Genomic DNA, 19,448 nt, shown 5'->3' on the forward strand with positions numbered 1-19,448 from the left:
GTTTCAATGTCTGGTGTTCACATCCATTTCTTAGCATGTCAGATGTGAGAGGAGTCCGAGCGTGAGCGTGGCCTTCACCAAGGAAGACAGTGCCGAAACTGCGTCAGAAATTCTGCTTCCTGACCGCCCGGTTTCGCCTCACCCGAATCTTGTGACGCAAGCAGGATTTGAGGCTCTGGAACATCAGCTCCATCAGGCTCGCGAGGCGTACCAGGCGGCGCAGAAAATCGAAGACGTCAATGAACGGCGACGGCAAGCGGCAGCCCCTTTGCGTGATATGCGCTACTTTGCAGCCAGGGTTGGGACGGCTCAGGTCATCGCCAATCCGGGGTCAACTGACACTGTCGCCTTTGGGAACACGGTGACCTTTAAGCGCGGCGATGGGCGCGTGCAGAAATATCATATCGTGGGGGAGGACGAGGCGGACCCTAAGGCGGGTTCTATTTCCTTCGTATCCCCGGTGGCGAGATCTCTGATGGGCAAGGCCGTTGGCGACGTTGTCGATACATCCGGTCAAGAGCTTGAGATCATCGCGATCTCGTAGCGCGGCCGTATCAGACCCATCCCGGCGCAAACATTGCACAGGCTTTTTTTTCTGAAGCGCACGCACTGCCATGAACAATCCGGTTCGCGCGGCGAACGAGGACAAGAGTTGGCATTCATCGAGAGGAACTATCATCGGTTCCTACGAGAGAGTTTCATAAGCTCATCGCGACAAGGCGGTCCTTCTGCAGCTTTCGTAGCTTTTCATGCGCGCGACGTCCGCCGAGCGCGGAACGAGTTTTGCGATCGCAGCCCCTAATCTCGAGGCGATGGCTACCTTAGTTTCAGCTCACTGCGGAAGGAGGCCCTTCGTAGATGGGCGTTGTGCAGGCACAAGGAGTTACCGGCATCTACAGGCCGGGTTTTGGAATCAAGCCTATCGTCCGCGCTGGGGATATGCTGTATTATCCTTCAAATGTGTTTCACTCGATCAAGGTGACGAGCGAACGCATCAAGTTGCTTGTGATATACTCGCCATCCTACGGGGAAGATCCGGCCAAGCTCATCAAGAGCCCCGTGCGATGGTCGACTGCAGTGAGTCGATTTAAAGAGACGCGCTCTGTCGTGACGCGAGTTCAAGCCGTGAATAAGGAAAGTACAAGACGTTAAAGCGCTTAAGGGAGTTTGCAATGGCCTTCAAGACGGTGGCGGCGCTCGTTGCAATGGTTTGCGCAACGGCGATGCCTACGACGCCGGGATCGGCGCAAACTGCGGCGCCTGAAAAAACCGACGTCAGCATCGCCGTCGGTGGTAGGACATTTATGATTTACTTGCCGCTCAGCGTCACCGAGCAGCTCGGCTACTTTAAAGACGCGGGCCTCAACGTCGAAATCCAGGAGGTCAACAGCGGGACCAAGAGCGCGCAGGCGCTGGTCGGGGGAAGCGTCGATGCTACCGCCGGCGCTTTTGATCATACTATTCAGCTGCAGGCCAAGGGCCAAACCATCACCGCTGTGGTCCTGATGGGTCGTTATCCCGGAATCGTGCTGGGCCTGGGCAAAGCGGCGGCGGCGCGGTACCAGGGCCCGCAGGATCTCAGGGGAATGAAGATCGGCGTGACCGCGCCCGGCTCGCAGACCAACGTCATGGTCAACTACATCATGGCCAACGCCGGTTTGAAACCCGGCGACGCGTCCTTCATCGGCGTCGGCGGTCCCGCAAGCGCGATTGCCGCGGTCAAGGGAGGTCAAATCGATGCGCTTTCGCATGCCGACCCCGCAATCACGCAGCTCGAACTTACCGGAGAACTGAAGCCGATCTTCGACACTCGTTCGACGGCAGGGACAGCGGCTGTGTTTGGTGGCGAATATCCGTCTAGCGTGCTCTACCTGTTGCCGAGCTTCATCGCGAAATACCCCAACACGACCCAGGCGCTGGTGACGGCAATCGTGCGCGGGCTGCATTGGATGGAGCGCGCCAGCCCGGAAGAAATTGCCAAGCTGATGCCGGCAGAATACGCTATGGGCAATCATGATCTCTATGTGGCGATCATCGCCAAATCCAAAGCGATGTTCTCACCCGATGGCCGCCTGAGCCGCGAAGGGGCGCAGAACGCCCTCAAGGTCTTGTCGACGTTCGATCCTGCCGTGGCCGGCGCCAAGATCGACCTGGACGCTACCTACACCAACAGCCTTGTCGAAAAGGCATCGGCGCTGCACTGAAAGATCGAGCATGCGGGAAATGCCAGCGACCCTATTCGATAAAGTCTGGTCGTCGCATGTGGTGGCCGAACTCGGTGGCGGAGTGTCCCTGCTCGCGATCGACCGTCATTTGCTCCACGACCTTGAGGCTGGGCCGGGCTTTACCCGCCTTGCCGACAAAGGCTATTCCATCCGCAGCCCGGAACTGACCTTTGCAACCCCGGATCATTCGATCGCGACGGATCCGCGGCGGCATACCGACAGCAACAAGAATGGCGGTCGCCTGTTGCGCGAGATGCGGCGCGGCGCGTTCGCATCCGGCGTCAAGCTGTTCGATCTTGGCGGCGAAGACCAGGGCATCCTGCACGTCATCGGACCGGAACTGGGGCTGACACTGCCAGGCATGACCATCGTCTGTCCCGACAGCCATACCTGCACCCACGGTGGACTTGGCGCCCTGGCATTCGGAATCGGGTCTACCGAAGTTGGCCACGTCCTCGCGACGCAGACGCTGCGCCAAGTCAAGCCGAAGGCAATGCGGATCGTCTACGAAGGCGCGAGAGCGACCGGTGTAACCGCCAAGGACATTATTCTGGCGACGATCGGGCAGATTGGAACCGCGGCCGGTCGCGGTCATGCAGTTGAATACGCCGGCCCAGCCATTCGCGCGCTGACGGTCGACGAGCGGCTGACTATCTGTAATCTGTCGATCGAGCTTGGCTCCAAGATTGGAATGATCGCGCCGGATGAGACGACCTATCGATATGTCCACGGGCGCCGCTACGCGCCTGAAGGCGCACTGTTCGAACAGGCTCGCCGCTACTGGGACACTCTCGAGACCGCCCCTGACGCGGCATTCGATCTCGAACATCATGTCGATGTCGCAGCGGTCGCCCCCCAGATCACGTGGGGGACCAGTCCACAGGACGTCATGCCCGTAACAGCGTGCATTCCCGATCCGGCCCGGGAGTCCAACCTGCAACGGCGCCAGAGCATGGAAGCGGCGCTCCACTATATGGGACTGACCCCTGGACATCCCATTGAAGGAACCCCTGTCGATTGGGTGTTCATCGGATCCTGCACCAACGGGCGGCTGTCGGACTTGCGCGAGGCGGCCCGTTTTGTTGCCGGCCGCAAGGTCGCGCCGACCGTCCGCGCCTGGGTAGTTCCCGGCTCGGAGGCGACGCGACGCGAGGCCGAGCGTGAGGGACTTGATGGGATATTCAAGACCGCCGGCTTCGACTGGAGGTCACCTGGCTGCTCGATGTGTCTTGGCGCCAACGGCGATATCATCGGGCCGGGCGAACGTTCGGTCTCGACAACGAACCGCAATTTCGTGGGAAGGCAGGGCCCGAGTGCGCGCACGCATCTGGCCAGCCCGGTGATGGCTGCTGCCGCAGCCGTCGCCGGCAAGATTACTGACGTTCGCAGGTTCGGCGCGTAAAGATGGAAAAGTTCATCCGGGTGACGGGAGCGGCGGCACCGCTGCTCCGCTCAAACATAGACACCGAGGTGGTGATACGCATCAACCGTCTGATCGGGCATCGGCGCGGTGAACTTGGACCGTTCGCGTTCGAAGCGTGGCGCTACCATCCGGATGGCAGTGAGAATCCCGACTTTGCACTGAACCAGTCGAAATACCGCGCGGCCAAAATTCTGGTCACGGGTGAGAATTTCGGCTGCGGCTCGTCGCGCGAAGCGGCCGCCTGGGCGCTGATTGATTTCGGGTTTCGCTGCGTGATCGCACCGAGCTTCGGCGACATTTTTGCGATGAATTGCTTTCAGAACGGGGTGCTCTGCATTCCGCTGTGTAAGGAAACAGTCGAACAGATCGCCGCGGAACTGGAGTCCGTTGCCGATCCTCAGGTCACCGTGGACCTCGAAACGCAGACGATCACCACGCCCGCGGGAACGCTGGTAGGTTTCGACATCGACCACGAGCTACGCCAGGCGTTGCTCGAAGGCCTCGACGAAATCAGCCTCACACTCAAGCTGGTCGACAAGATCGACGCGTTTCGGCGCAAGGATAGGCTTGATCACCCCTGGATCTATCGCTCTGAGGAGACCGAACATATGTATCGTGTTCTTATTCTGGCCGGCGATGGCATCGGTGCGGAAGTTCTGGCCGAAGTCCGTCGCGTCGCCGAATGGTTCAGAGACCAGCGCGGCATTCGCATTGACCTGCGCGAAGAGCTGTTCGGCCTTTCCGCGTGGCAACGTCACGGCACCCTGATGCGCGACGAGACCTGGCAGGAAATTCTTGCCTCCGACGCCATCCTGTTCGGCGCCATCGGATCTCCCGACTACGACAAGATTCCCGCAGAGGCGCGCAAGGTCGATCAATTGTTGCGGATGCGCCGCGAACTCGATCTGTTCACAAACCTACGCCCGGTGCGCACCTTCGAAGCGCTCGCCGACACCTCAACGCTACGTCCCGAAGTCATCGAAGGCTGCGATATGATGATCGTGCGCGAGCTGTGCGGCGGCATTTATTTCGGAACGCCTCGCGGCATCGAAAGCCTTCCGGACGGCAGCGAACGCGCCGTGAATACCACGGTCTATACCACCGCCGAGATCCAGCGCATCGCACGTTCCGCGTTCGAGCTCGCGCGCGTGCGTCAAGGCCGCCTATGCTCCGTCGATAAAGCCAATGTACTGGTCGAAACCGGTGGTTTATGGCGCAAGGTGGTGCAGGAGCTGCACGACAGGGAATATCCGGATATCGAACTAAGCCACATGTATGTCGACAATTGTGCGATGCAGATCGTACGAAACCCCAAGCAATTTGATGTGCTGGTCACGGAAAATCTATTCGGCGACATCATTTCCGACTGCGCCGCCATGGTAGCCGGTTCACTTGGCATGCTGCCTTCGGCGTCGATTGGTCCCGTTCGCAGCGACGGGAGGCAACAGGCCCTTTACGAGCCCATTCACGGCAGCGCGCCCGACATTGCAGGCAGAGGCATCGCCAATCCGCTCGGCGCAATCCTGAGCTTCGCTTTGTGTCTGCGTTATTCGCTAAAGCAGCCGCAGGAAGCCGAACGGCTGGAGCGCGCGGTTGAAGGCGCCATTGTCAAAGGTGCTCGCACCCTGGACATTGCGGCTGTCGATAAAACGCCAATTTCAACGCGCGAGATGGGAGATGCTGTCTGTGCCGAACTCGCGTTGGGTTTTTAAAATTGGTGCTGTTGCAGTATCATCCGGATGAAGCCCATTCTGATCCAAATGGTACTTGATCGCCTCCACTGAGTCTGGAAGATCCATCGGATGATGCTTCCGCTCCCATGCCTCGACCAACGCGACAAGCACATCGCATGTCGCGCAGCTTCTGCGTCTTAGGCAGCATGCAACATGATATCGACGCGGACTGCATCGAACGGAAAGATGATTAGGTACGCGAGCGTCACTACTTTCAGGTGAATAGAAATGGATTCCTGGTCGTCATCTGGACATGCCGACATTATCGTCCTGGGGACACGGTCGCCAGCCGCGCTTTCGTTTGAAATCGAAGGGCGGAGTCAAAGCACCGACAGATTTCCATTCTTGCCAATTCAGCCCTGGAGATGATACAAGGTAAGATTGCTGGTGCTAAAGGGGCTAGACCTATGGGAGATTTCATTCCTACACCCTATGATCAAGAAATTGTGGCGCGACTGAATTATGTTTTCGATACCTATCGGAGCGAGCTCAGGACCCACAACGATAATGATCCAAATAATCCGCTGCGCGGTCCACAAAATAAACCTTTGTTCTTCCCAGGCGCTAAGCTCTCCCGGATCGCACGACGCATCGGTGCCTATCCCGTCCCGATCCAGGCACCTAGCCAAGGCGGGACCGTCAAAAATCCCCGTGCGCGTTGGCACGTGTTCCTTGACGGACTGCCGGTGCAGACCCAGCAAGACATCATTACTGTCATCACAGCGGCGCAGGCAGCTAAGGCTCGCGTTGTGTTTGATCTCACGCACGAGCCACCGACCGCCACCAATAAGCTGCCGTATGTTGTTCTAGATGCCAGTACTAAAAAACCTGTTACAGCAACGTTACCCAACAACGAAATAGTCTACTGCCTGACGCTCGTTTGTCAGGACCCGATCCCGGAAGATGATAAACCATCCCCTGCAGGTGGCACTAACAACAATCCATCAAGCCCTGCCAATAAGCAGAATAACGAGGTTGCCACTAAACTGCCTTGGCAACCTGATGACGCTCCTTATTGATATCAAGGCTCGCAGCACTCATCTTCACCCGCGCGGCTTGAGACGGCCGGCAATAGTGCGTCGCCCAAAGGGCAGCCATGATCGGATTTAAGGGTCGTCACGGAGCGAAGCGCCATGCGCCGCTTCTGCCAATCCGTGCTCCAGCAGTGGTTTAAGTCCTTCAATCGGATGTTTGCAAATCGTCGTGGATAGTTGGCCTCGTGCTTGAAGACAGCATCGAGAGAAGACAGCGCTTTGCCAAGATTGAGGGTGCACCCAGATGTCCCGGAGGTCGCCTGCGCCAGCGCCCATATGTCCGCCTGGCATTCGCAGGCGAGAAAAGGATTCCACGGAAGGCGCGATCCACCAGCCAAGTGATGGCCGGTTTCATGAAGAAGGGCGAACACAAGTGCATCGGTATCGATCAATGGATGAAAAGCCAACCCCCCATATAGCTTCACGATTCTTTGACCTCGAAGCACGAGAGCTTGCGCATTTAGGAGCATCGGACTGACTACGAGCTCATATGAGATTTCGGGAAATTGCCGATTAAAGAATCCTAAGAGCTCTGCAACGGCAAGCGCACGCGCGTTATGGTCGCCTTCGATCTGGCCGACTACACCGATTGGATTCAAGAACAGCATGTCTTCCGCCGTGAAAAGCTTTGCTAACCGAGATTTTTCTATTGACCCAGGTCCCGTGCCAGCCAGGTTTGCGCGGCTTGCGCATGTGCCGGCCATGCCGGCGTTAGAGCCGCAAGCGATTTAGCCTACTTAGCCACCGGTTCCTACGAGTGAGTTTTATGGTGCGTTGCCATCAAACTGGTCCTTCTGCAGCTTTCGTAGCTTTTCAGCCTCTCGCGCGACGTCCGCCGAGCGCGGAACGAGTTTTGCGATCTCAAGGACCAGGTCTGACATTCCGGCTAAAAGCTTCTTTGTGTCGTCGATATCGCCAATTGACTTTTCGAGGCGATCTACCAATTCGGCATTTGCACTTCGGCCGTTCGCTTTCGCTAAAGCGTGCAGTCTGTCGCGCAGCCCAGGCGGCAGGCGCACGTTGAATTTGTCCAAGCCAAGACTGGGCGATTTCGGTGCCCTTTTTGCCATGGTGTCCCCGTTGCCAACCGAAAAGGTTATGATTGGCACTATGGCTAATCGCCATATCCCTCGGACTGAATATCACGTTGAAATTTCGAGTCAAACATCGCCAGAGTGGGGAACGGGACCGGCCGCTGACACGATGCAGTTTGGACACTCATTTCAGATCATTGAATTTGGATTGAAGCACGCCAGGGCCACCGCCGAGAAGGCGGGCAGCCGCAAGTAAGCGTTCGTGGTAACTGGCAAGCTGCATATTTTGCGTTGTGCGCGGAGCTGTTGACGCAGCCAGGTTTCCGCGGCTTGCGCATGTCGGTGCCGGCCATGCCGGCTTGGAAGCCGCAAGCGATTTGGTCTACTTAGTCGCCGAGAAACGGCTCTCGAACGAATTCGGCGGCACGTTCGACTGGGTACCGGCGACAGAATTGTCTTTCGCAGGCGTCGCGGCTGCGGCCGGCTGATCCGGGAGTGAGGGTTGCGGCCAGCGGACGGCGGCCTGCTTGGTGTCCGCTGTCGGTGTTGCTGCCTTCGGGATCGAGCCATCAGGACGCGGTGGCTGGCCGTTGCGCCTGGCCTCTATCGCCCGCGCAGGCTTAACTCTCGGCGGCGGTTGCACTAAAAATCGATTGAAGCAACCTAGTCGCTGATCCTGCTCCATAATAAATTTGCAGTCGTTGAGCACTTTTGCAATTCCTGGCTTTTTTTTCGGAGCGGGCGGCACAAGTATGTCGAAGCAATCCAATCTCTCTTTCGTCATGTCCTCGAGCGTCAGGCAAGCTGACAAATTGTCCATTGGTGATTGAGAATGTCCAGCTGTCGCGTAAAGAGATCCAAGAACGACGGCTGCGAAACCTATTTTGAGAGTATTCATTTTCTTTCTCTCATTTCACACCGAACGCACCGGAGCGGCGGAGGCTTAGCGGCGCCAAAGTTGTGCGTCCAAATCTCCGAAGCTTGCCGCGGTTTTTGGTCGAAAGCTTGAATCTGGCTGTCGCCTTCGCGATGACCTTCAGTTACTTTCTTGATCTTTTCTTGCCAGAAAAGTTAGCTGGAGGGAAGTACCCGCTTTCGGCTCGGCGCTGAATAAAAACGAGGGTAATCAGCCGCTTGCCGATCGTGGCCATCTGACATCCCTCCCCGCAATATCGTTTTTTAGCGAGTCAACGGCGGTGCTCATGCGCTCGCTTTCGACTATTACCACCCTCTTGGCGCATGCATCCGGCGAATAGATTTCGTCGGACTGGCCGGTCTGTCCGGTAGCGAAACCGCGGCACCTCACCGGGAACTATTGCCTCCAAACTAGAGGGAAATAGAGCGAACGCAGATGCTTTAGTGCCGGTGTGCCTGCATCAAATGTTTTTCCGATGCGGTGCCGCGGTTTCACTGCATTGCCTCGAGATTGTAGCTTAGACCTGAAACTAGACGGTTGAACGCCGCCGTCGAGGCATCGACCTGATCATCATGGGTCCCGGCGGGGAAGCATTCCAGCTCATCGCGATAGGCTTGATTCCAAAGCCCGGCCTAAAATCCGGACACCCCATAGGCCTTCATCGCAAAGCGCGCCGCGGGCGTTAGCTTGTGCTCTATTCCGATGATCTCGTCTGGCTGGGTTACCAAGAGAGACCCTTCGGTGACGATAAGAATTTTTCCTACGTCGCACGGCTAGGTAGCGGATCTATCCATGGATTGAGCAAGGGCACACTGGCCTTTTGAAAATCGTTGGTGTCGCGGGAAACGACTGTGAGCCCGTGATGGAGTGCCGTCGCAGCAATGATGAGATCAGGCTGTGAGAAGGTGTGGCCGGCTTTGCGACCCCGTTCGACCAGGAGCCGCCACTTGAACATAATGTCTTCGGTGATCGCGAGAACACGCTGCTCGAACATCGGCCGCACCTTATGCGTAAGCCAATCATACAGCTGAGCGCGATGGTTGGCGTCGCCAACGAGTTCAATACCGAATCGGATTTCGGCGAAGGTCACCGAGCTCACATAGAGCGTTTCGAGCGGTTGGGCGGCGACGAAGGCGAGCACTTTGTGTTCTGGCCTAGGCCGGCTCAGTTCAGACAGAATATTGGTGTCGAGCAGCCAGCCCATCACAAAGCGACGTTGCGAACGGGCATAATTGCGCGCTTCGGTTCAAGATCAAAATCACGCGATGGCGAATCCTGCATGGCGACGATCAGCGCTTCGCCGGTGAGATTGCCCTTAAGACGGCGGAATTCTTCGGCGGAAATAACGACGACTTCGTCGCGTCCGTGCACCGTCACGCGCTGCGGTCCATCACTTCGGACTCGGCGCACCAACTCGCTGAAACGGGCCTTGGCATCCTGCAATAGCCACTGCCCTGATTTGAGATCGCGCGGTCGGCGGCGAGGCCTTTTCGGAGATGGCTTGGAAATTCTAGTCATGCTGACCAGTTTATCACAAGCGGCTGCGTCGTTCAATGTTTTCTAAGCGCCGGAATCAAGCGGCCGCGAATCTCCAAAAGTCGGGCGAACTGGTCCGCGAGCGGGCCGGACGGGCGGGACTTTAACGGGCTCGCTAACGCAGCCGGCGGCGCCCCAAATGGTCGCCGCCGAGTCCCACCTGCACGCCCCGGCGAGGGTCTTTCTGGCGGCCGACCAGTCCGCCCTGCAGCGGGATTGCCTGCTCGCGGAACTGGACACCCTGCAATCGGCCGACGACGCAGCCAATTGGGCGCATTGCAGCCTACCGGCCAAGAACACATTGACCATTGTGGACGCTCAACTCGACCTGCGGGCTATTTGAGTTAAACGACGGGGGCACACGAGGCGATGCGGCGCGGCTTGGCGGCGTCGGGCTGCAGACTATTCGCAATTGGGTCTTGCGTTTCAATGCCGATGGGCCGGACGAACGGCTACTCGCCAATCTTGAGATCAAATCCTTTGCTAGCCGCGGCGACGAGCAGGAAGTCGCTGGCTATGCTGCGGCCGTTAACGGTCGCGCACGTTCGATGCGCTTGCGTTCGCGGGGCGAATGCATCGCTTCCCAAAGATCGCTGCGCCGCTGAACGTTCAGCCAGAAATCGGGGCTATTGCCGAACACCCGGGCAAGGATAAGCGCGGTCGGTGCGGTGACGTTGCGGCGGTCGTTGCACAGCTCATTGACGTGCTTGCGCTGCACGCCCATCGCTTCGGCTAGCGCGCCTTGCGTCAGCCCCATCGGCTCCATGAATTCTTCGATTAGAATTTCGCCGAGACTCGCCGGCTTGCGCTTCGTCGTTAACATGGTTCACCTCACAAATAGCTATGGTCGTCGAGATAGAGGCCTATTGCTTCACCTCGGCCGCTGTCCCATTGAAAGATAAGCCGCCATTGCTTGTTGACGCGGATCGAATGGAGGCCCTCAAGATTGCCGCGGAGCTTTTCGAAGTGGTTGCTGGGCGGCACCCGTAAATCCTGATCCGTTGTCGCGTCATCGATCATCTGGATTTTGCGGAACAGGCGGCTTTCCAGGTCGGTTGGGATTTTCTTCGACCGAATATCCTCGACAAAAAAGTCGCGCAGCCAGTCATCCCCGAAAGCTCACGATCATTCTGCAGCTCCATCATGGGTTAATGTACCACTCGATGGTGCAAATGGCGAGTCTGAATTCCGAGCACGGGGCCACTGTTGTCAATTACCCCAACATGTCCTCCGCGCTCATTGTCGGGGCATCGCCTCCGGACAGATAGGTCGAGGTTCACCCAGACCCCGACAGCGGCCAATCCACCCGACGATATTCCCGCATTCCCGGCTGGTGCATCGCTGGGTTGATAGCATCGGTTTGGAATTGGTCTCCTATGGCGGGAAACCCTGTTCACTTCCCGGATTTTCCCATGACGGGCGTTCGAAGCCGCACCCCGGGGCCACCGGCGGTTAGGGCTTTTTACGATGACCTTTGCGCAAGCGCACTCCGGGACCGCCCCCATTCTCGTCGATGAATTCCACACCGGCCGCTTCCAAGGCGCGCCGGACTGCGAGGTCGTTCGCTGCAGTCATAGACGTCTCGTTGTCGGCGCGGCGGATCCCCCTCCGATGAGAAATGCCCACGGGATTACTGCTTACGAAACGCAACGATGCCAGAAGAATGCCAAAGTTGTGGGCGTCCCCCTTCTGAACAAAGCAAATGCGCCAAACCGCGTGGACGGTCATCGCCCCATGCGGTCTCCCTTGATGCGCTCTAATATCGTCAGCAAGCCGCAACTTTCCCAAATTCCCTGCTAACAGGGAAAATAACAGGGAATTTTCGTGGTGCTTTTTTCACGATCAAACAGCTATGGTGACATTGGATCCTATCACCAGTTTGAAGATGGTAGACATCTCATTGGTTGCATCAAACCCCGACCATCTGACCAAAGTTGCTCGCTCCCCAGCTTGCCCATCACTTTTTTCCGATGGCTCCTTGAAAAACGAATTAGCTCGGCTTACGTTTTATCAAGGCCGACCTTTAGCGAGTTTTTGTTACTCCCCAGTACGCGGCCCGGCGCAAATGGTGGTTCGTGATAGCCGCCTGTGGCCATTTCCAGTTTTTGTTTGCAAGTCGGACGTGCCCTGGCGCTTAGAAAGGGCAAAGGATGACGGCCGTCAACAACAAGGCGGCCGGCGGCCCCTCCCACGTCAGTCTTCAAGGCGACGGAGCGCGAATATTCCCAGGAGACGCGGCAAACGGCCGCTGAAAACGTAGTTCATGCACTTAAAACCGAATGAGGATGATTATGAAAATCGTAAATCTCGGAAACGGCGTTATTTGCGCAGCAGCAGATCAAGACGATGACGATGCGGCGAATGTCAAAGCTGTGCCGCTGGCCCCCAGCAGTCGAGTGGTAGCCGTTACGCCCGCTCAAAAGAACGTTTTGAGACCCTATCGGCCAAAATCACCCTCGACATCGGGCCCACATATTTTCGTCCGACACAAACGATGAAATCGGCCGGCAGTAGACATGATCGGCTGCCGCGAGCATTGAAGATGTTGCTAACGAGACCGGACATCCGGTCTGGTCGCGAAAGCGGCTCCTAGCGGGGCCCAGCAGCCTTGAGGGCGAGCGATTAATGGCCCGGCAAAAAACAGAACGCGAAAGCGAAATCGCGCTGGCGCACAAAGTTTGCAAGCTCAACCGGCTCATGCTTCGAGGCAACGAGCAAGAGCGCGAGACGGCGCGCCGGAGCCTCGAACAGCTGTTGACCAAGAATCGCAGGAGCTCGGGTGATGTAGATCGACTGATCGCGCTCTCGTTCAGCAATCCGGAGAGGACGCGGCATGACGATAACGACGATCAGGACGAACCGCTGCTGCTGCCTACGGCCGGCAAGGCGCCGGACGTGTTCGCGCTAGTCGATTGGATGCTGCGGCGTTTCCTGTTTCTCGAGTGCCACCAGTACACGGCGCTAGCGCTGTGGATTTTGCATAGTTTCGTCTTTCGCGAATTTCAGCATACGCCGCGACTGGCAGTGCTCTCGCCGGTCCGTGGCTGTGGGAAGTCGGTCGCGCTCAAACTATGCGCATCCTTATGCTTGCGCGCTCACAAGCTCGGCTCTGTGACAACGGCGGGGTTGGCGCGGCTGATCGATCGAAACAAGCCGACCGTGCTGCTCGACGAGGCCGACAATTTGGATTTCGCGAACGACCCCGTGCTGCGGGCGATCCTCAATGACGGCTTCGAAAGAGGTGGCATTCGAGTGTGCGTGGTCAATAGCGAACCCCGCGAGTTCGACCTGTTCGCTCCCCTAGCGTTCGGTGCGATCGGCCGGCTGCCATTACCGTTGATGTCGCGGTCTATCGTGATCAACATGTCCCGCGCGTCGCCGGAGACGAAGCCGCTTGAGCGTTTCGATCTCAAGAACCCGGTGCTGCTAGCGGAGCTGAACGTTATCTATCGCGAGGCATTCGCCTGGGCGCAGCAAGTTCGCACGCGACTTGATACTGACCCATTGATGCCTGATCGCTTCTATGGTCGTGCCGCCGATCGGTGGCGCGTGTTGTTCTCGATTGCTGACGCGCTCGGCCGCGGTGATCAGGCGCGCCAAGCGGCAAAGGTCTTCGCCACCGAACACACGGATGAGGACGTCAAGATTGTCCTGCTCGCGGACATTCGTCGCGTGTTCGGTGCATTCGCTGACGATCAGATTGGCAGCGAGGTATTGTTGCAGCACTTGCTGATGCTGGATGACAATTGCTGGACAGAATTTCGCGGCGAGCACGGCAATCAGCCGCCGCGACCCCTCAGCCGTCACGCAATGGCGACGATGCTCTCGGCGTTTGGCCTTCGGAGCAAAACACTTTGGCCGCCCCATCGGTCTGCTGATACCAAGTCCTTTCGCGGCTACACCAAGGCGGCGTTCCAACCGCTATGGGGGAGTTACTGCGATCACGGCGACACAGCGACACAGTCCAGCGTTGTCAGGCACTTGCGGCGGCCCTAAGTCGACACTGAAGGCGACACAGACCTGCCACACGGCGCTCAGAAGTCCCCCCGAGCTTGCGCGTAGAACAATTGCTTTCCGTGCGGCCGTACATTTGCGGCCCGAGCGCAGGTTTACGCAGCCCGGCGGAAAAGCGCATGGGCCACCTGCAACACAAGCGCTAAAAATTTAGTGTTCGGAACCGGACATTAATGTTAGCTTTAATACCCACCACCGGACGGAACGCGGCTATTTACCCGTGACTGAGGGCAAATGCTCCCGCCTGCAATAGCAGGAGCATAGGGAAAATTCCGAATATTTCAGAGCGCAAGCCGCCCGCGCCCAACGTCTCGCCCGCGATAGCACTGATCCGGTGCTGCAAATCGGCCTGCGCAGGCAGCTCGGGAACAACATGTCCAAGCCTGCGCTCTAACCGAGGCCGTTGTTTCCCTCCGGATCGTCATGATTGTTGATCAGGCGCAGGTTCGGCTTCTTGGGCTTGCGCTCAAGCCTAACGGGTGGTGGCAGACTGCTTTTCACTAAGCCCTGCTGAACTAAGATATCCATAATAGTTGTCCAAATCACGTCGCGCAATTCGATACTCGCCAGGTCCCGCTCAACGAGTTTCAGCGGCAACGATCGAAATCGACGCCTCACATAGCTCTCCTGTTTGCAGGCGGCACTACAGTATTTCGGGACCGGGCCCTTCGTTTTGACTTTGATCTTCGCCTTGCAGCGTTGGCACCGGCTGGTCCGGGGGCGGCGTCGTCTGCCGAATAATGGCATGTCTTTGCTCCGTTTAATCGTAAGTTACGAGTAAGTTTACGAATCAAGGGTCAAAAAGCAATTGTTCAAAGCGTGAGAGTTCCTCATCCGGTCGCCAGCTTCACAAGGTCGGACCCGATCTAGATCCGGCGTGCCATGATCACGCGCGTATTGCGAGCAACTTGGCTTTCCTGTAAGGTCTGACCAAGCCGACCAGTACCAAGTTCGCCGTCCCAATTTTCGATTTTCCGGCCCTGGATTTCGGTTCTCACTGAACCCTAGATCCCTTTCCCAATCACAAACGCCGTCAGCTTCGTAGCGCTTATCAGCGCGACGAATCGCGGCTTCTTCGGCATCAGCGCCTGCAAAACGCAGGCCGCAAGTATTGAGGGAAAAAAATGACTGACAAAACAGACGGTGATCCAATTGGTTACGGCCACCCGCCGGAACATTCGAGGTTCAAGCCGGGGAAGAGTGGGAATCCTATCGGACGACCACCGAAGCGCCGATCGTTCAAGGCAGACCTGCGAGCTGCGCTTTCTGAAGCGACGACCGACAACGGCCCCACCAAGCAACAAACCTGCGTGCGAAAACTCGTCGACGACGCGGCCGGCGGAGATTTAGGTTCCATGAAATTGCTATTCGCGTTGATGGCATCTCTTTTTCGAGATGAAAGCGACGACCACAATGACGAACAGATTAATCCCGAGCACCAAGTTCTCATCGATCAGTTTGAAAACCGACAAGCATTAGCTGAGAAATCTTTGCCTAACCAGGGAGCTTCAGATGATTAATTTTCAAACGCTGCTGCAGACCGACTTCCTGTCTTTCTTGCAAAACGCGCACCACGAGGTCAATGGCTCGAAGCTTGATAACGACCCTTACCTTCGGCTGCTCGCGGATGACGTTCAAGGGATTGCAGATGGCACAATTCGTCGATATTTGTGCAACTTGCCGCCCGGCCACGCCAAAACGTTCACATTTTCCGTATCGCTTCCCGCCTGGATTTTAGCTCACAATCCGGCTGCGAAGATTCTAATCCTGTCCTACGGCGAAGATCTCGCGATCCCGATCGCGCGCACAATTCGCAACGTGGTGGCTAGCCAATGGTTCAGACGCGCGTATCCGGCAACGCAACTCGCCAAAGATCATCGGGCGGCTGGAGATTTCGGTACCGACAAAGGTGGTCGAGTTCTCGCATCCTCGATCGACGGCGCTATTACGGGGCAACGTTGCGATCACTTGATCATCGACGATCCGGTCCAGATCTCCGATGCGAACGATTTGGCCTGGCTCGAAAAGAACAACTCGCGGTTCGACACTGATATCATCAGCCGCCTTAACAATCCCCGAACTGGATCTGTTGTCATTGTCCAACACCGGCTAAACCGAGTTGACCTCACCGGCCACCTACTGAAACGCGGGGGCTGGACGCATCGCGTTTTGCCCCTCGTGGCGACAAAACCCGACAAATACTACTTGCGTGACGGAACCGCCTGGGATCGCCTTGAGGGCGAGCCTCTTCGACCGAATGCGTACACCGAAAATATGATCGCCGACCTTCGCGCGCATACTGGCCCACCTGGCTTCGGTCCGCTCTATCAACAGACGTTTGACGGACCGCATGTGCTACAGATAGAGCGCGAAGATTTCGTCGTCGAGCCGGTGTACAAAACGCCCGACGCTCGATTCATCATATCGGCCGATCTGAACCAGAAAGGAGAGGCCGGTGCGAGTCTTAGCGTCATCCAGAGTTGGGCGCTACTGTCGGACAGACGCTATCTGCTCGTTGACCAGTGGCGCGGACGCGCAACACGAAAGATGCTGGGCAAGCAGTTCAGAACACTCTCTGCACGCTATAATCCCGGCGTCATTCTGATTGAGGACAATGGACCCGCTTCCGAACTCGCCGAAATGTTACAGCGGATCGGTTACGATGTTCAGCTGATTAGGCCGCGAGGTGACAAGCTCAGCCGCCTACGTCCTCATGTCCCACTCTTTCGGGATCGTCGTATCGTGCTGCCCTTTGGCAGCCCATTCATCGAGGAGTTTATCTCCGAGTTCATGGCGTTTCCATACGGCGAGCACTCGGATCAGGTGGACACTGCTACGCAGATGTTTCGCTGGGTCGAGAATAACGATTTGCCTGCACCAAAAAGACGCGGCAAAGCCCATGCGATCTGCCTTGTGCATCCGCAGATCGGACGCACGAAAACGTTGCCCGGATTAGGGAAGCGGCCCAATATTTTCGTCAGGCGGCGTCGCTAGCGGCTTGAGTAATCGATTGGGATCAACGGTTAAATGCCGTTCCAACCGATCGTAATCATTTTCGAAGAGCGGGTGAAGATCATTCTTCACCCGCGATCCTTTGGCCGTGCCGAATTTTGATGAGCGATTCTGCAGGAACGCCCAGCCTCTCATGCAGTCGCCAGATCATTTTGAGCGTGAGCAAGCGCCTTCGTTTCAGCACCTCGTGCACGGTTACGTCACGAGGCTGCAGCCCATTCTGATCCGTATGGTACCTGAGTGCCTACACTGGACCCGAGAATTTCGCGGCGAGCACGGCAATCAGACGCAGAAACCCCTGAGCCGTCACGCAATGGCGACGATGCTCTCGGCGTTTGGCCTTCGGAGCAAAACACTTTGGCCGCCCCATCGGTCTGCTGATACCAAGCCCTTCCGCGGCTACACCAAGGCGGCGTTCCAACCGCTAATGGGGGAGTTACTGCGATCACGGCGACACAGCGACACAGTCCAGCGTTATCAGGCACTTGCGGCGGCCCTAAGTCGACACTGAAGGCGACACAGACCCGCCACACGGCGCGCTATCTAGGATCAACAAGCTAGCGGGCAAGCTTCGTGGCGGAACGCTTTCCATTCCGACCAGTCAAAGGGGCCAAGCTTCAGCTCCTCGGCGCGCTCGCGGATGCGGCGCACGGCGGCATGAGCTTCTTCACGATTGAAGTTCGGCGCCACTTTTTACATCGCGAATTCCAGCGTCGCACATTCGATGGGATTTGCTGTGTTTCGGCCTACCTTCAAACAGTTTGTGCATCGATCCCGTCGTACTGCCGGTGCGTGCCGATGAACCGGATATAGACGACACGATAAGGATAATTGATCCACACCACGATGCGATACTTGTTGCCGGCGATATTGAATACCGCGCGACCGTCGTTGAGAATGCTTGCGCTTCCGATGGCTCGCTTGACGTCCGCCGGCGTTGCCCAGTCAGCTCCCCTGACCTGCCGGTACCAAGCCATCAATGGTTCGCGCGCCTTACCATGCGCAGGGCTTCGGCTGATAACCACCGTGAAGGACATCACAGACCTGCCAATTAATCGAATCAGTTCTGGTGGATAACGCCTCCAATCCTATTGGAGGGGAATCAGCGCCCGTGGTTAACTCCAACAATCTATTGGAGGAGACCATCTTTGATAGAGACTGGATACGTCTATCTCGCGTGCGGCTTTGTGCTCCTCGCCATTATTATCAACTTGGCGATCAAATTTACCGCCAAGGATTGGATCACCCGAGAATTAAGACGCGGCGACCTCTATTCGCTGGTTGATGTTGCGTCGGGCCTTCGTCCGGACGGCCTCAGGCGCGATCAGGCAAATCGCCTGATGGCGCGAGGAATGGTCCGATCCTGCGGCGGAAATTTTCGTGTCACGATGAAGGGTCGGTTGGCGTTACTTATAAGGCAAAGAGCTCGCCACCGATCAGACAGCATTGTGTGACGAATTCCCGGAATTGGAGCCGGTGCTCGAACGCCGACGTGCTGCACCATAAGTCGGAATAGCTGCACGCGTCACGTCTTGCGCTGCACAAATCTCGCGGCCAATGCAGTTGGGTCATTTTCGGAAGTCGGCCCCTGTGACAAGGATGTCCGTTCCACCCCCGATACCCTGCAAAGCGTGGCAATACTGAATCGATTCATTTCCGAGGCTTTTCTTTCGCCGGCTTTCGAAGGCGTACGCCGGGGCCACCGCCGTTTTCGGCGATGAATACGACGCCCTCATGGATCAAGACCTCTTTGATCAAATTGGGCGTAGCGGGGTCCCCCGCATACCGCCCATCCATGGCACTCAACGTGCCGGTGGAGCAGCCGTCCATAACCGACATCCACGGGCTGTTCTCTAATGTATCCGAAGCGCCAAGGGTTTCCCTGCCGCCAGACGTAGTTGCAGCGAACGAACCTTGTGGTAGTGTGTACACAACCCATCACATGAGCGATTACCGATGTCTTCAACAACATTCACCGTTCGCGTCGAAACTGACGTGAAGAAGCGTCTGGAGAAACTAGCGAAAAGCACCGGCCGCAGCCGATCGTTTCTCGCGGCCGAGGCACTCAGCGAATACCTCGACGTAAACGAATGGCAGGTTGCGGGCGTCAGGAAGGCGATGGATTCGCTTGCTGGGGAAAGCGTTCCACACGAGCAGGTCAAGGCATGGGTTAATTCCTGGAACGGCAAGCGCGAACGTCCAGCCCCTAAACGATCGGCGACATGAACATCGTTTGGTCGTCGGAAGCGATCGAAGACCTGGTTTCACTGCGAGCCTACATTGCGGAAGACGATCCAGCTGCCGCGCAGCGGATCGTACTCCGCATCATCCGGAACATAGAGCAATTACTCCCCGACAATCCCCACATCGGCCGAGCCGGGCGTGTACCGGGCACGCGCGAATTGGTCATTCCAAGGACACCCTATATCGTCCCCTATCGGTTCCAGCGCACCACCATACAGATTTTGCGTGTGTACCACGGGGCACGGCGTTGGCCTGACAGACTTTGATCGGCCGGCTT

Annotated in this window: 21 protein-coding genes and 2 pseudogenes; 12 read left to right on the top strand and 11 right to left on the bottom strand. The window is 57.2% G+C overall.

Translation table 11 applies throughout. The features are described 5' to 3' along the window. Positions 1-61: 61 nt before the first annotated feature. From greA to E7813_RS22370, 5 genes are all read left to right on the top strand, one after another. Positions 62-544, top strand: coding sequence for a transcription elongation factor GreA (gene greA / locus E7813_RS22345; RefSeq protein WP_291577446.1), 483 nt, complete (start codon positions 62-64; stop codon positions 542-544). A 628-nt stretch (positions 545-1,172) separates the two neighbouring features. Beyond that, entirely contained in the window at positions 1,173-2,204 is a 1,032-nt protein-coding gene (locus tag E7813_RS22350) for an ABC transporter substrate-binding protein (RefSeq protein ID WP_291577447.1), read from the top strand. Between the two features lie 19 nt (positions 2,205-2,223). Next, positions 2,224-3,627: a 3-isopropylmalate dehydratase large subunit gene (leuC, locus tag E7813_RS22355; protein ID WP_291577448.1), complete on the top strand. Its 1,404-nt coding sequence runs from the start codon at positions 2,224-2,226 to the stop codon at positions 3,625-3,627. 2 nt (positions 3,628-3,629) lie between these two features. Continuing rightward, the gene (leuB, locus tag E7813_RS26240; RefSeq protein ID WP_363331208.1) at positions 3,630-5,360 is read left to right on the top strand and encodes a 3-isopropylmalate dehydrogenase; all 1,731 of its coding nucleotides are present in this window, start codon (positions 3,630-3,632) and stop codon (positions 5,358-5,360) included. Positions 5,361-5,788: 428 nt separating this feature from the next. Then, complete coding sequence (locus E7813_RS22370) at positions 5,789-6,400, top strand: hypothetical protein (RefSeq protein WP_291577449.1); 612 nt, start codon at positions 5,789-5,791, stop codon at positions 6,398-6,400. Between the two features lie 2 nt (positions 6,401-6,402). On the opposite strand, the gene E7813_RS22375 is transcribed toward E7813_RS22370, so the two are convergent. The 5 genes from E7813_RS22375 to E7813_RS22395 form a co-directional block, all read right to left on the bottom strand. Then, positions 6,403-7,023, bottom strand: a complete 621-nt coding sequence (locus tag E7813_RS22375) for a hypothetical protein (RefSeq protein ID WP_291577450.1) — start codon at positions 7,021-7,023, stop codon at positions 6,403-6,405. 156 nt (positions 7,024-7,179) lie between these two features. Continuing rightward, positions 7,180-7,449, bottom strand: a complete 270-nt coding sequence (locus E7813_RS22380; RefSeq protein WP_291577451.1) for an Arc family DNA-binding protein — start codon at positions 7,447-7,449, stop codon at positions 7,180-7,182. Positions 7,450-7,831: 382 nt separating this feature from the next. Continuing rightward, positions 7,832-8,347 (bottom strand): hypothetical protein, encoded by a 516-nt coding sequence (locus E7813_RS22385; RefSeq protein WP_291577452.1) that lies wholly within the window; start codon positions 8,345-8,347, stop codon positions 7,832-7,834. Positions 8,348-9,125: 778 nt separating this feature from the next. Further along, positions 9,126-9,569, bottom strand: a complete 444-nt coding sequence (locus E7813_RS22390; RefSeq protein ID WP_363331209.1) for a type II toxin-antitoxin system VapC family toxin — start codon at positions 9,567-9,569, stop codon at positions 9,126-9,128. After that, positions 9,569-9,883 (bottom strand): type II toxin-antitoxin system Phd/YefM family antitoxin, encoded by a 315-nt coding sequence (locus E7813_RS22395; RefSeq protein ID WP_291577465.1) that lies wholly within the window; start codon positions 9,881-9,883, stop codon positions 9,569-9,571. Before E7813_RS22395 ends, E7813_RS22390 begins: the two co-directional genes overlap by 1 nt. Before the next feature lie 157 nt (positions 9,884-10,040). Here E7813_RS22395 and E7813_RS22400 point away from each other — a divergent pair, with 157 nt between their 5' ends. Both E7813_RS22400 and E7813_RS26245 read left to right on the top strand, forming a co-directional pair. After that, positions 10,041-10,244, top strand: a complete 204-nt coding sequence (locus tag E7813_RS22400; protein ID WP_291577454.1) for a hypothetical protein — start codon at positions 10,041-10,043, stop codon at positions 10,242-10,244. 1 nt (position 10,245) lies between these two features. Continuing rightward, positions 10,246-10,347: pseudogene (locus E7813_RS26245) on the top strand (helix-turn-helix domain-containing protein); the annotation flags it as partial. A 68-nt stretch (positions 10,348-10,415) separates the two neighbouring features. Here the strand turns inward: E7813_RS26245 and E7813_RS22405 are convergent. From E7813_RS22405 to E7813_RS22415, 3 genes and pseudogenes are all read right to left on the bottom strand, one after another. Then, on the bottom strand, positions 10,416-10,724 hold the full coding sequence (locus E7813_RS22405) for a HigA family addiction module antitoxin (RefSeq protein WP_291577455.1): 309 nt from the start codon (positions 10,722-10,724) through the stop codon (positions 10,416-10,418). Between the two features lie 8 nt (positions 10,725-10,732). Continuing rightward, complete coding sequence (locus tag E7813_RS22410; RefSeq protein ID WP_291577466.1) at positions 10,733-11,002, bottom strand: type II toxin-antitoxin system RelE/ParE family toxin; 270 nt, start codon at positions 11,000-11,002, stop codon at positions 10,733-10,735. 351 nt (positions 11,003-11,353) lie between these two features. After that, positions 11,354-11,473: pseudogene (locus E7813_RS22415) on the bottom strand (transcriptional regulator); the annotation flags it as partial. 1,053 nt (positions 11,474-12,526) lie between these two features. Between E7813_RS22415 and E7813_RS22420 the strand changes: the two are divergent. Beyond that, entirely contained in the window at positions 12,527-13,897 is a 1,371-nt protein-coding gene (locus tag E7813_RS22420) for a DUF3631 domain-containing protein (protein ID WP_291577456.1), read from the top strand. A gap of 408 nt (positions 13,898-14,305) precedes the next feature. On the opposite strand, the gene E7813_RS22425 is transcribed toward E7813_RS22420, so the two are convergent. Further along, the gene (locus E7813_RS22425; protein WP_291577457.1) at positions 14,306-14,512 is read right to left on the bottom strand and encodes a hypothetical protein; all 207 of its coding nucleotides are present in this window, start codon (positions 14,510-14,512) and stop codon (positions 14,306-14,308) included. A gap of 527 nt (positions 14,513-15,039) precedes the next feature. Here E7813_RS22425 and E7813_RS22430 point away from each other — a divergent pair. After that, complete coding sequence (locus E7813_RS22430; RefSeq protein ID WP_291577458.1) at positions 15,040-15,435, top strand: DUF5681 domain-containing protein; 396 nt, start codon at positions 15,040-15,042, stop codon at positions 15,433-15,435. After that, positions 15,428-16,909 carry a phage terminase large subunit gene (terL, locus tag E7813_RS22435; RefSeq protein WP_291577459.1) on the top strand — a complete coding sequence of 494 codons (1,482 nt, stop codon included), beginning with the start codon at positions 15,428-15,430 and terminating at the stop codon, positions 16,907-16,909. The genes E7813_RS22430 and terL overlap by 8 nt, the downstream gene beginning before the upstream one ends. Before the next feature lie 567 nt (positions 16,910-17,476). Here terL and E7813_RS22440 read toward each other — a convergent pair. Together E7813_RS22440 and E7813_RS22445 are read right to left on the bottom strand one after the other, a co-directional pair. Further along, complete coding sequence (locus tag E7813_RS22440) at positions 17,477-17,617, bottom strand: hypothetical protein (RefSeq protein ID WP_291577460.1); 141 nt, start codon at positions 17,615-17,617, stop codon at positions 17,477-17,479. A 62-nt stretch (positions 17,618-17,679) separates the two neighbouring features. After that, positions 17,680-17,964, bottom strand: a complete 285-nt coding sequence (locus tag E7813_RS22445) for a type II toxin-antitoxin system HigB family toxin (RefSeq protein ID WP_291577461.1) — start codon at positions 17,962-17,964, stop codon at positions 17,680-17,682. 919 nt (positions 17,965-18,883) lie between these two features. Here E7813_RS22445 and E7813_RS22450 point away from each other — a divergent pair. Then, positions 18,884-19,153: a CopG family ribbon-helix-helix protein gene (locus E7813_RS22450; protein ID WP_291577462.1), complete on the top strand. Its 270-nt coding sequence runs from the start codon at positions 18,884-18,886 to the stop codon at positions 19,151-19,153. Further along, positions 19,150-19,437 carry a type II toxin-antitoxin system RelE/ParE family toxin gene (locus E7813_RS22455; protein ID WP_291577463.1) on the top strand — a complete coding sequence of 96 codons (288 nt, stop codon included), beginning with the start codon at positions 19,150-19,152 and terminating at the stop codon, positions 19,435-19,437. Before E7813_RS22450 ends, E7813_RS22455 begins: the two co-directional genes overlap by 4 nt. Positions 19,438-19,448 lie beyond the last annotated feature (11 nt).

The sequence above is a fragment of the Bradyrhizobium sp. genome (assembly GCF_004799405.1).
Lineage (GTDB): Bacteria > Pseudomonadota > Alphaproteobacteria > Rhizobiales > Xanthobacteraceae > Bradyrhizobium.